Annotated in this window: 11 protein-coding genes; 1 reads left to right on the forward strand and 10 read right to left on the reverse strand. The window is 46.1% G+C overall.

What is annotated here, in order from left to right; genetic code table 11:
• Positions 1-158: 158 nt before the first annotated feature.
• The 3 genes from G4O42_RS19350 to G4O42_RS19360 form a co-directional block, all read right to left on the reverse strand.
• Positions 159-1,364: an ornithine--oxo-acid transaminase gene (locus G4O42_RS19350; RefSeq protein ID WP_032875444.1), complete on the reverse strand. Its 1,206-nt coding sequence runs from the start codon at positions 1,362-1,364 to the stop codon at positions 159-161.
• Between the two features lie 229 nt (positions 1,365-1,593).
• Positions 1,594-2,229 carry an SdpI family protein gene (locus tag G4O42_RS19355; protein ID WP_032875440.1) on the reverse strand — a complete coding sequence of 212 codons (636 nt, stop codon included), beginning with the start codon at positions 2,227-2,229 and terminating at the stop codon, positions 1,594-1,596.
• Entirely contained in the window at positions 2,226-2,513 is a 288-nt protein-coding gene (locus G4O42_RS19360) for an autorepressor SdpR family transcription factor (RefSeq protein WP_032875437.1), read from the reverse strand. The genes G4O42_RS19355 and G4O42_RS19360 overlap by 4 nt, the downstream gene beginning before the upstream one ends.
• A 174-nt stretch (positions 2,514-2,687) precedes the next feature.
• On the opposite strand from G4O42_RS19360, the gene G4O42_RS19365 reads away from it, so the two are divergent.
• Positions 2,688-4,103, forward strand: a complete 1,416-nt coding sequence (locus G4O42_RS19365) for a sigma-54 interaction domain-containing protein (protein WP_007614954.1) — start codon at positions 2,688-2,690, stop codon at positions 4,101-4,103.
• Between the two features lie 41 nt (positions 4,104-4,144).
• On the opposite strand, the gene G4O42_RS19370 is transcribed toward G4O42_RS19365, so the two are convergent.
• The 7 genes from G4O42_RS19370 to G4O42_RS20300 all read right to left on the reverse strand — a co-directional run bounded on the left by G4O42_RS19370 (position 4,145) and on the right by G4O42_RS20300 (position 11,925).
• Entirely contained in the window at positions 4,145-4,864 is a 720-nt protein-coding gene (locus G4O42_RS19370) for a cupin-like domain-containing protein (protein ID WP_032875434.1), read from the reverse strand.
• Between the two features lie 13 nt (positions 4,865-4,877).
• Positions 4,878-6,503 (reverse strand): ABC-F family ATP-binding cassette domain-containing protein, encoded by a 1,626-nt coding sequence (locus G4O42_RS19375; protein ID WP_007614956.1) that lies wholly within the window; start codon positions 6,501-6,503, stop codon positions 4,878-4,880.
• A gap of 27 nt (positions 6,504-6,530) precedes the next feature.
• Complete coding sequence (locus G4O42_RS19380) at positions 6,531-7,721, reverse strand: MFS transporter (RefSeq protein WP_012118887.1); 1,191 nt, start codon at positions 7,719-7,721, stop codon at positions 6,531-6,533.
• Positions 7,722-7,739: 18 nt separating this feature from the next.
• The gene (locus tag G4O42_RS19385) at positions 7,740-9,062 is read right to left on the reverse strand and encodes a periplasmic substrate-binding domain-containing protein (RefSeq protein WP_032875431.1); all 1,323 of its coding nucleotides are present in this window, start codon (positions 9,060-9,062) and stop codon (positions 7,740-7,742) included.
• A complete protein-coding gene (locus tag G4O42_RS19390; RefSeq protein WP_032875428.1) occupies positions 9,059-10,066 on the reverse strand; it encodes a ThiF family adenylyltransferase in 1,008 nt (335 codons plus the stop codon). Before G4O42_RS19390 ends, G4O42_RS19385 begins: the two co-directional genes overlap by 4 nt.
• A gap of 231 nt (positions 10,067-10,297) precedes the next feature.
• The gene (locus G4O42_RS19395; RefSeq protein WP_032875425.1) at positions 10,298-11,716 is read right to left on the reverse strand and encodes a sensor histidine kinase; all 1,419 of its coding nucleotides are present in this window, start codon (positions 11,714-11,716) and stop codon (positions 10,298-10,300) included.
• Positions 11,713-11,925 (reverse strand): winged helix-turn-helix domain-containing protein, encoded by a 213-nt coding sequence (locus tag G4O42_RS20300; protein ID WP_032875422.1) that lies wholly within the window; start codon positions 11,923-11,925, stop codon positions 11,713-11,715. Before G4O42_RS20300 ends, G4O42_RS19395 begins: the two co-directional genes overlap by 4 nt.
• Positions 11,926-11,942: the final 17 nt, after the last annotated feature.

Raw genomic sequence — 11,942 nt, forward strand, 5'->3', positions numbered from 1 at the left:
CAAAGAGCCTCTATTTGTATATGAATGTTATATGAAATTCATTTTCGTACATAAAGATACATTATACTAAAATACTGTCGCCGCGCAAATAGAGTGTGCTGAATTTTTTATTTGTAAATTCCATACAAGCCGAGGGAAAGCATTGCCGCATCAAGGTTTTACGCGTTTTGAAGCACATTTGTGATCTTTTGGATCGCCCAGTCCAAGTCTTCCTTGGAAATCATTAACGGCGGTGCAAAACGGATCACGGTATCATGTGTTTCTTTGCATAAAAGCCCTTCGCCTTTCAGCTTTTCACAGTACGGGCGGGCCGCTTCTGTCAGTTCAACGCCGATAAACAGGCCGCGACCGCGCACGTCTTTTATGATCGGGTTATCAATTTTCTCAAGCTCTTCTTTAAAATAACGGCCAAGCTGAAGGGAACGCTCTGCCAGCCCTTCTTCCTCAAGGAGTTCAAGAGATGCGAGCGATACCGCGCAAGCGAGCGGGTTTCCGCCGAATGTTGAGCCGTGGGAGCCCGGGTTAAACACGCCGAGAATGTCACGATTCGCCGCGATGCACGAAATCGGGAAGACGCCCCCGCCGAGCGCTTTGCCTAAGATGAACATATCCGGTACGATATTTTCCCAGTCAACCGCGAATGTTTTCCCTGTGCGGCCGAGTCCCGTCTGAATTTCATCAGCGATCAGAAGTACATTTTCTTCCTTACAAATGGCGGCCGCTTCTTGTAAAAATCCTTCCGGCGGAATGACGATGCCCGCTTCTCCCTGAATCGGTTCGAATAAGAAAGCGGCTGTGTTCGGCGTAATCGCCCGGCGCAGCGCTTCTGCGTCTCCGTATGGAATTAATTTTATACCCGGAAGCATAGGTCCGAAACCGCGTTTATACTCATCTTCTGAAGAAAGGGATACCGCAAGCATCGTTCTGCCGTGGAAGTTGCCGATACACGCAATGATTTCCGCCTGATTATCCGCTACTCCTTTGACCTCATATGCCCAGCGTCTCGCCGCTTTGACAGCGGATTCAACGGCTTCTGCCCCCGTATTCATCGGCAGAATCATATCTTTTCCGGTCAGCTTGGCTGTTTTCTCATAAAACGGACCGAGCTGATCATTATGGAACGCGCGTGACGTCAGAGTGATTTTATCCGCCTGATCCTTCAGCGCCTGAATGATCTTCGGATGTCTGTGCCCCTGGTTCACCGCAGAATAAGCACTCAGCATATCCATATATTGATTGCCTTCAGGGTCTTTTACCCAAACACCCTGCGCTTCGGAAATAACAATCGGCAGAGGATGATAATTGTTCGCGCCGTAATGTGAAGTTTGGCTGATAATTTCTTGAGATTTTGTGAAAGCTGACATAATCTGATTCCCCCTTGTTTTGTAATCATTCAACATTAGATCTTGCTTTCCCTTTTTATAAAGCAAGTTCCGTGCCAATCCGAAAAAACGGGATGTTTCGCCAGCATTCTTTCTTTTCCTGCAAAATATTCCGGCAGTTTGCGTGCAAACTTCAGCCAAGCGCAAAATTTTTTTGCGTTTCCCGCTGACAAAATAGGAGCAATCCAATTAGATTGCTCCTATCCAACAATTATTTATTCAATTGTCTCTGATATACAATGTAAGAATATAGTAAAGATAATATGATACAGCCGATTGCCGCAATGAAAATGACTGACACTCTATATACCGGCGGCAAAAAAGCTGCAAGCATCATGAGTATGCCCGCTAAGACAAAAATTTTCGAACTAACCCTGTGTGTATCCTTCCAAACTCTTTCACTGCTCAGCGTCCAAGGTGTTCTTATCCCTAAAAAGAAATTAGGCTTAACGATCTGAATGAAGTTTCCAAACACCATGAAAATGACTCCCACTATAAAGTTTCCTAAATAAGATATAGAGAGATCATATCCCAGGCCGGTCAAGATGGTCATCAGATTAATGACAAACAGAACCGCAAACATTGTATTAAATATAGCCATATATGGCCGGGTAAATGTTTTGTAGTTATTTTTAGGATCAATCTTAGGGGTGAGAACCATTAAAATATATAGAATAATCATGATGCCAATAAGCATCGTCATCGCATTAGCTTTCGTTTGGTAATCATTTGCACTTCCGTTTAATCCCCAGTGTGTCGCCAAATTGTCCGGTAAAGATGAATATGTGCAAACCCATGTGAAAACAGTTAAAACTATGATTCCTGCTGAAAAGAGATATTTTTTCATGATTCCCCGCCTTTCTTATTATCATGTTCTGAATCAGTCAGAGAAAAGAACCAGCCTATAAGATCCTGTAATACAGTGGTATTTAATGAATACATAATAAATTGGCCTTTCCTCTCATCGTGAACCAAATCAGTATTTTTCAATATGGTAAGGTGATGAGAAATACTGGGTTTTGACATGTCGAAGTGTTCCGCAATTTCGCCAGCTGTCATGTCTTGTTTCTTTAACAAATCCAAAATTTTTCTCCTTGTAGGATCGGCCAGTGCTTTAAAAGCTTTATTCAAAAACTTTCCCCCTCTCATACGTACATGATTTAGATATTTAAGTATATATCTAAATATCAATCATTTCCCTAAAAAAGTCAATGGTTTTATTACCTCAATTTCCATTTATTTTTAAACATCGTCCAAGCGCAAAATTTTTTTGCGTTTCCCGTTCGATTTATTTTAAAATAATGAATGTTAAGACGATTGAGAGGGGGAATTGACCTGCACACAACCAGCGAATTTTACACACTCGTGTTACAAAGCATTCTGGAAGAGATTGATGTCGGGCTGCATGTGGTGGACGAGAAGGGCAGCACCGTCATTTACAATAAGAAAATGATGCAGATTGAAGATATGGATGAACGGGACGTCCTGCATAAAAACCTGACTGATGTATTTATGTTTTCCAATCAGCAGGACAGCACGCTCGTTCAGGCCCTTCAAGAAGGCAAAACGATTAAAAATGTAAAGCAAAGCTATTTCAATAACAAAGGCCAGGAAATCACGACGATCAACCACACCTTCCCGATTGTGCAAAACGGCGAAATCAAGGGAGCCGTGGAAATCGCCAAGGACGTCACCAAGCTCGAACGGCTGATCAGGGAGAACATGCACAGGAAAGAACAGAACAGCTACACGTTTGACAGTATTCTCGGCAACAGCTCGGTTATTCGGGAAGTCATCGAAAACGCAAAACGGGCAACCCGCACCTCATCATCGGTGCTTTTGGCCGGCGAGACGGGAACGGGCAAGGAACTGTTCGCCCAAAGCATTCACAACGGCAGCCAGCGCTCAGGCGCCCCGTTCATCTCACAAAACTGCGCCGCCCTGCCGGACAGCCTGGTCGAAAGTATTTTATTCGGCACGAAAAAAGGCGCCTTTACCGGAGCCATCGACCAGCCCGGCTTATTTGAGCAGGCGCAGGGAGGCACCCTGCTCCTTGATGAGATCAACTCGCTCAATCTCAGCCTGCAGGCAAAACTGCTCCGCGCCCTGCAGGAAAAGAAAATCAGGCGCATCGGATCAGCTCAGGACAAACCGATTGACGTCCGCATCATCGCCACGATGAATGAAGACCCGATCACCGCCATTTCAGAAGAGCGGCTGCGCAAAGATTTATACTACCGCTTAAGCGTTGTCACGCTGATCATTCCCCCGCTCCGGGAGCGAAAGGAGGATATTCTGCCTCTGGCCGAAGTCTTTATCCAGAAAAACAATCACCTGTTTCAAATGCATGTCGATTCGATCAGTGACGATGTGCAGCGATTTTTCCTGGAATATGACTGGCCAGGCAACATTCGCGAGCTTGAACATATGATTGAAGGCGCCATGAACTTTATGACGGATGAAACGACGATTACGGCGGCCCACCTGCCTTATCAATACCGGATGAAAATCAAACCCGCTGACACGGAAAGCAAAGCCGCCGCAAGCACCCAGCCCGGCACAGATTTAAAAGACAAAATGGAAAACTTCGAAAAATACATGATCGAAAAAACCCTGAGAAAACACGGCAATAACATTTCCAAAACGGCAAACGAGCTCGGAATCAGCAGACAGAGCCTGCAATACCGCCTGAAAAAATTCGGTCTGGACCGGATGAAATGAATCCATACAAAAAAAGGCTGAGATGCTCCTCAGCCTTTCGTTTATACCTGATTGGCAAGCCGCTCTCCGGTAAACCAAAAGTTCTCACTCACTGCCAGTGTATGTTCCGTATTCTCGACTTGATGCCACCAATGGCGCGGTGCGTAAATGATTTCTCCCGCCTTTTGTCTGAAGCGGATCGGAGACGCCTTTTGCACCAGCGGTTTTTGCTCAATGTCTTTTTCATCAAAGACATTGATATTTCCTTCGTACAAATACGGAGAGTCGTCCGGATGATAGAAGATCCATTCCTTCTCCCCGAAAATGACGCCGTTCCACGCGTGCGTGTTGTTAAAATCCTGATGCAGCGGTGTGCCTGTCTGCTTAGAACCGAGAAAGAACCATTTCCAATCCCGTCCCGTTTCTTCATCCGCTCTCAATGTGTCTTTTGTAAAATATTCGGGTGCGGAATAGACAAGGTCTAAGTCATTTTGGTTCAGCTGCGTAAAATTCCAGTCACAGTACCATTTGTCATCATTCTGATCAATGTACTCGATATAGTTGGAAAGCTTTACTTGTTTAAACGTTTTGACCCCTTCGATATCTGATTTCCGGATGGTGACCATTCTGTCTCCATAGTGTTCATCAATGTATTCAAGCGTCCACGGCCTGCATTCCCAGTGATCCATTGCCCCCGTCAAAATAAAAGGTTTCTTATCAGCATACTCGCTTACAAAAAGATCGTACGATAACTCATTGATTGTCAGTCTGTCAATGGTCATATCCATTCCCCTTTTATTCGGCAATCTGCCGTTTTTTTTGTTTGGCGTAACTGTATGGACCTGAAAAGATGGTGACGTTTTGATTCTCAAGCCAGAAAATCTTGTTGAACTTCTCCAGCAGGTTTCTGTCATGAGAAACGCAGATGATGGTGCCTTGAAACTGCATCAGGCTGTTTTCGAGAATTTCCTGAGATTCAATATCCAAGTGGTTGGTCGGCTCATCCAGGATCAGGACATTCAGCTTTTTTTCCATTAAGATGGACAGCTTCAGCCTGATTCTCTCACCGCCCGACAGGACGGAAAGTTTTTTAAAGACCGACGACCCGTAAAATCCGTACTTGGCCAGCATATTCCGGGCCATGCCCTCTTCAGTCAGCAGATTTTCTTTAAAGAATTGCAGAATCGTCTGGCTCGAATCTCCTACATGGCTCTTTTGATCAATGTAGCCTATTTTAAGATTTTCCCCCACTTTAATGGTGCCGTCCGACAGTTCTCTTTCCCCGATGATGCAGCGGATCAGCGTTGTTTTGCCGACGCCGTTTCTGCCGACGATGCCGATTCTGTCTTTATGCTTTATGCGCAGGTTCACATTTTGATATAAAAGGGAAGATCCGTTGGTCACCTTTCCGTTTTCAATGAACACAATATCTTTTGAACCGGCGCCCGCTTCCTGAAATGCGTTTTTTAATTTTTGCTCCGTCCGGACCGGCTTATTAATCAGCTCAATCCTTTTCAGCGCCTTTTCCATATTATTCGCGCGTCTGTGCAGGCCGACAGACGGCGGATTTGAACGGTTGGCCCAATCTCTCAGCTGGGCGATGGATTCCTTCATCTTCTGTATTTTTCTCTGCTGTTCTTCATATTTCTCAAACTGGGCGATGATGAATTCTTCCCGCTTTTTCAAGTATTCGCTGAAACCGTAAGGCCAAATCTTCACCTCGGTATCGTCAATCTCGAGCACCTTCATCGCCGTTTGGTCGGCAAACGTTTTATCGTGGGTCGTAAACAGAATGGTTTTGTTCGATTTTTTAATAAACCCTTCAAGCCACTCAATCGCATGGACGTCCAAATGGTTGGTCGGCTCGTCCAGCAATATAACGTCGTCGTTGCGGATTAAAATTTCGGCAAGGCCGGCTTTTGTTTTTTCGCCGCCGCTCAGCTTTGAAAACGGCTGATCCTTTAATTCGCTGAGGCTGAGCCCGTTGCATACCTCGTCAATCATCGCATGCATCTGGTAGCCGTTGTTCCGCTCAAATGTTTCCGTGTATTGACTGTATTTTTCCAATAAAGCAGTCAGCTCGTCATCACTCATCGGTTCCGAAAGTTTCAGCTCAATGGCCTTCATTTCCTTCTGGATCGCCGCGAGAGCTTCAAACGATTTTTCCAGATATTGATACAACGTCAGATCCTCATGGGGATCAGCGATCTGCTTCAGCAAACCGACTTTCGCCCCTTTGTTGATCGCAATCGTTCCTTCATCTGCCTCAAGCTCTCCGGAAAGCACCCTGAACAGCGTGCTTTTGCCGGAACCGTTCGGCCCGGCCACAAGCACTTTTTCGCCTTCATTGATGAAAAAAGAAACTTGTTTGAAAATCGTATCCCCTGCTAAATTTACCGTAAGATTATGAATATTCAGCAACTCACATCATCCCTTTGTCATTCTGGTTCAAAGCTCGACTTTATTCTGGATGGCGACGCTCGCTTTCAGTTTGTAAAAGCTGAGCATCATAAACAGCGACAATAAGATGGATAATACCCCGATTGCGGTCAGCAGCAAAGCTGAATCAAAATAGTCCGTTAAGAATCCGATAAACGGAAAGGCAATGAACATGAAGAGCGAGGTCATCAAACTGATAATGGACAGCAGCGTGGCTCTCGTTCTGGACGGAATCTCATTATTCACCACCTGACTGGATACGGGTTCTATCACATCATAGAGCGCGTTAATGACGACAAAAGCTGCAATCGTCACGTACAGACTGCCCGAAGGTATAAACAGATAGGCCGCCCCGATGATGCAGAATGTCAGCAGAAGCACGCGCCTCGGCGTGAATTTTTCCGCCGGCTTGGAAGAAAAGATGGAGCACAGCGCCTGCAAGATGGACAGTCCCGCAAAAATAATGGATATATTGCGCACGGACAGCCCTTCCTGACTTAACAAATCTTGTCCGTACATATAAAAAACCGATGTAATCGCAAAGAAAACGGAGAGTGACAGCACCAGATATTTAAAGGCTTTGTTCAGTCTGAAGAAATCTTTGACTTCTTTTAAGATGTCACCGACCGTCTGCGTTTCGTGTTCACTGTTTTCAAATTTGATTTCCGTCAGCTGTGTAATGACCGCCATTGCAATCAGCTGAGTGACAATCCCGGCGATAAACACATATGACCATGATATTTCCTGCAAGTAGCCGCCGATGCCCATGGCAATCGCAAGACCGAGGATGACAAGTCCGTTATAATTTCCGATGGATTTGCCGTACCACTTTTCTTTCCCTTGTTCTTTCAGTGAATCAAACAAAAAGGCGTGATCCGTTCCTGATATAAACGTCAGCCCGATACCGTATATAATATGGGCGATGAAGAGGGCGATGAAGTTATGGAAGCTCAGGAACATCACCAAATAGATAATGACCATAAAATGGCCGAGCAAGAGCGATTTTTTTCTCCCGATTCTGTCCGAGATGACGCCGCTCGGCACTTCCGCCAGAAACATCGCCAAATTCAGGACCGATTGCAGGATGCCCACAAGAAACAATGAATAATTCATGCTTGTTAAATATAAAATCCAAATTCCCCGTTCGAAAAAGAAGTTTCCGAAAAAACCGGAGAAGTAAAGCAAATTTCGATTCCGCAAATGAATACCCCTTTCCAGCTATCTGCATTTAACATCATGAACAGAAAGGAGCCCGTCAGTCTTTACACTAAAACCCTCTATACATGGATCTTGCAGATACAGACTTTTCCCAAAACAAATTGGGCAATAATGAGTTGTATTCTCGAATAACCCAAAAAGTTCCTTCTTTTTTTCAGATCCTATGGCATCAATGATCGTTTTTTTCTTCTCCGGATCGCTGATGTCGCGGATGAAATATTTGATATAGCTCAGCTCATGCATGTAAGCCGGCAGGAACAAATGGAGTTCAATATCAAACCCGCTTTTATCCATATGATAATAATCATTGAAATGACTGACGCGTGAGACGGATACGTCCGCTCCGGCCCGCCGAAACAGATCAGCCAGCCTTTCAATGATCTCTCCGTTGGGATAATAATCGGCATAAACGATTCGGATCGGCTCTTCTCTTGTCAAAAGGGGCGGATCTTTCTGCGGTGTCCTCCCGCTTTCCCATATACCGATCAGTGAATCAGTCGGTGTGATGATATGCCCCAAATCCCCGGCCAGCTTTTGTCTATCAAAATAATGCTGAATGAAAGTTCTCAGCATGCCGTCCTTTACCTTGAAGGTAAATAACATCGGCAAATGATTTTCTTTAAAATCAGCATACTGCCGATACCTCATGTTTGAATGATGAAACTGGGTGTGGCAGGTCACGTCCGTTTGATTCGCTTCGTACAGCCCGATGCTTTTTTCCAGATCATCATTCAAAATAAATTGGATGGTCTGAACCGTGCGGTGATCCGCGGGCGTCATTTTATATTGCGGATTCCGCTCAAATTCCAGCCCCTTCTCAAACGTTCGCTTGAATCGGTACGGGCCGTTTTCCGGCACATCGCCCCCGGCGGTCCCCGGAATCAGAAAGCTGCTCTGCAAAACGGCTTCTATCTCATCAGACGGCTCGTCCAAGGTGACTTCAAAGCGTTTATCGCCTGTTACGTTCACCCCGAGCTGATCGGATGAGACAAGGCCTTTTACATACGGAACGGCCTGTTTTATGTTCAGGAAACTGCCGAGATGGGGGCTTTGATTTTCTTTCGTCAGATGATAGATGATCGTTTGAACCACACCCTCGGCGTCACCTAAATAGTCCGGGTGAATGTCCACCTGACAGGTGCGGGGATCTTTGCGGATGATCCGGCAGTTATAGCCGTCCTGCAGGCTTTCATACATAATGCTGCAAATCATCTTGCTTGTGTAATCCTGCGTATCTAATGGGTTCAAGCGTATCGGGCTTGTGTCGATTTCTATTTTCAGAGGGTCGCCCGGTTTTCTCGCCGTACGATGCATCGTCTTCATAAAGCGCTTTCCTTTTGAGAAAGCTTCGTTTCTGTAATATGAAGTCCGTCAAAGTCCAGGCCGATGCGGGTATTCAGGGATTTCGGGCTTCCGCCTGCAAGGTATGTGATAATGTCATGAGACATAAACGAGGATATAATACCGTTTGTCGCTCCTAAGGAACCTTTGATCGGCTCATCGGGGTAACAGTTCAGAAGTCCGGCCGGCATGTTTTTTTCATAGGTGATGCCGGATTGATAGGATTCAGGCGTGAGCAGAGGCCCCCATTGGCCGCTGAAGCTGCCGACACCCCCGGTCATAAACGCGATATTCCGCTCCTTGCAATACCGGTAAACCCATTCAGAAATGTTATGGGGTTTGTCAGCGGCATTTATGACGATATCAATTTCATACGGATCTAACACACGCAGGTCCTGCGGCTGTGTAATTTCCTTATGGTAAAGTGCTGCGTCCGCATGGGGATTGATACCCGCAATATAATCTCTGCATTCTGAGATCTTTAATTTGCCTACAGAAGATTTATTATAGACGAATTGTCTGTTCAGGTTATGTACTGATACGGCATCGAAATCAATGAGAATAAAATGCTGCATGCCCGCCGCCAAAAGGTTTTGAAGAATGATCGTTCCGACGCCCCCCAGACCCACGATCGCTGCCCTGCTGCCGTCTAATCTCTCTTGGATCAGATTGGGGTTTTGGTTGTATTTCTCAAAATGGTACAGCTGCTTTTCAGTGATGCGGCCTTCACGGCTGTTTTGCCATGGCTCTATTAAAGCATCCAATTTCATTAACGCATCGAAAAACTGGTTTCCCGCTTCCTCCCCCAGAAGATCAGAAAGCTCTTGTTTTTCACAGCCGGTGATCAGCCGTTCAACCGCCTCTTTGATCTCACTCGTATGCGCAAGCTTAATCGCCTTTCGATATTGAATGATAATATGCGCCGTGTAGGTCAGCACCTGCACGCTGTCTTTAAACTTCCAGCGCTTACAGTCAGTTGACATCATGACATACCCCCTGAAAGATAATAACTCCCCAATGAGGGGAGTCACGGCTTTACTAGCAGCGATGCACCAAGCTTGCTGTTTCTGTATCAAGATCAAGTTCTTCAATCTTCATCAGTACACACCCCCTTTACCAATAACTAGATATTATCATCAATATTGGAAAAGGACAAGTTATTTTTTGAAAATTTAGAATTTATATATAAATTGTGATATTTCTTCCTGCTTCCCGGTTTATCCCGGCAGCCGGATGATGAACACGGAGCCTTTTCCCTGCTCACTTTTCACTTCAATTGTTCCGTTATGGCTGTCGATAATGGTTTTTGTAATGGCAAGACCCAGCCCCGCGCCGCCGGATTGACGGGATCGGGAGGTTTCCGCCCTGTAAAACCGGTCAAACAAATGAGGCACATGCTCCGGAGCGATTCCCGTTCCGTTATCCGCAATCATAAGCATGATTCCTCCGTCTTTCTGCAGGGAGACGGTGATGACACCCGTGTCTTCATCCGTATGCTGCACCGCATTGTAAAATAGATTGAGAATGACCTGCTTCATTTTGTCTTTGTCAAAAACGGCTTCTATCTTTTGATCGACAAAGAACTCGAGCTTCCGGTTTCTCGCGAGCAGCTTCAGCTGAGCCTCCATTTCCAAAATGACGTCTCCCAATGCGCCTTTTTTCATTTCAAAGCTCGGCACCCGGTCAATCTTCGCGAGAAACAGAAGATCCTCTATCAGCTTATTTGCCCTGGCGGATTCCGCGTACATGCTTTGAAGCGCTTTTTCTTTCTGCTCCGGCTTCTCCGCCGCTCCGCGCATTAAAATTTCGATAAAGCCGTGAATGGAGGTAAGCGGCGTTCTCAGCTCATGTGATGCGTCTGATACAAACTGCCGGATTCGTTCCTTCGCTTCTTTTTCCGCTTGAAAAGAGGTTTCAATCCGTTCCAGCATCTGATTGATGGAGATGCCCAATGACTCAATTTCGGCCTGCTTCCTGTCGATCGGCAGCCGTTTATCGAGACTTCCGGCATGAATGTCACCCATCATACGCACAATGCGGGACAGCGGCTTGAGTGTGAGCCGGATCACCGGCAAGAAAACAAACAGTCCGATGACCAAAGCCGCAAAGGAAAGCACCGCGAAAATGCTGATCTGGCGGAAAAGCGAATCATTCAGAGGCTGGGTCAGCGTGCTCATCTGCACAACTCCCGCCTGCCTTCCGTCAACGGAAATCGCCTGAAACACGACGATGATTTCCTCACCCGCCTTATTGTGAGCCACCTGATAGTGAAGCGCCATTGTATCTTTCAGCGCATCCTGATACACTTTTTTCGGAAAAGAAGGAGCGGCCCCCGCGTGCGGGTCTTCTGATAAAACAGACATCTTGTATGATGGATTGATAAAAGCAACCGTCACCCCGGGGTAAATCAAATTCGGATGAGCCGGTGTTTCGGAACGGGCAAGGGTTGTGATTGACCTCCATACGCTTTGATCCATTGAATTGATATCACTCTGAATGCTGATCGCCTGATTTTCATACATCGTCCGTGTCATAAACATGTACTGAGTGCCGCCGATAAAACATAACAGCAAAGCCAAAATCGCCAGTGACCTGAACAGGAGCTGGAATCGCAGGGTTCTGTACAGCCGTTTCATGCCAGATCCACCCTGTACCCGGCGCCCCGAACCGTGCGAATCACCTTGTGTTCTTTGTCCTTCAGCTTTTCGCGCAAAGAACGGATGTACACCTCGACGATATTGTCTTCTCCGAGGACCGTTCCGTGATGAAGCCCCATCGTTAAAGAATCAATGAGTGCAGACTCGCCGTCTGCACTCAGCAGCTTGATGCCTTTCAACTTCTCCATGATGCAGTCTCTCCTTA

This window comes from Bacillus sp. LUNF1 (genome assembly GCF_011008975.1).
Classification (GTDB): Bacteria; Bacillota; Bacilli; order Bacillales; family Bacillaceae; genus Bacillus; species Bacillus velezensis.

Coding starts and splice junctions, on each gene's coding strand:
- G4O42_RS19390 (WP_032875428.1), bottom strand. CDS start 10,066: ATGATGTCAACTGACTGTAAGCGCTGGAAGTTTAAAGACAGCGTGCAG.
- G4O42_RS19355 (WP_032875440.1), bottom strand. CDS start 2,229: ATGAAAAAATATCTCTTTTCAGCAGGAATCATAGTTTTAACTGTTTTC.
- G4O42_RS19385 (WP_032875431.1), bottom strand. CDS start 9,062: ATGAAGACGATGCATCGTACGGCGAGAAAACCGGGCGACCCTCTGAAA.
- G4O42_RS19350 (WP_032875444.1), bottom strand. CDS start 1,364: ATGTCAGCTTTCACAAAATCTCAAGAAATTATCAGCCAAACTTCACAT.
- G4O42_RS19365 (WP_007614954.1), top strand. CDS start 2,688: ATGTTAAGACGATTGAGAGGGGGAATTGACCTGCACACAACCAGCGAA.
- G4O42_RS19370 (WP_032875434.1), bottom strand. CDS start 4,864: ATGACCATTGACAGACTGACAATCAATGAGTTATCGTACGATCTTTTT.
- G4O42_RS19395 (WP_032875425.1), bottom strand. CDS start 11,716: ATGAAACGGCTGTACAGAACCCTGCGATTCCAGCTCCTGTTCAGGTCA.
- G4O42_RS20300 (WP_032875422.1), bottom strand. CDS start 11,925: ATGGAGAAGTTGAAAGGCATCAAGCTGCTGAGTGCAGACGGCGAGTCT.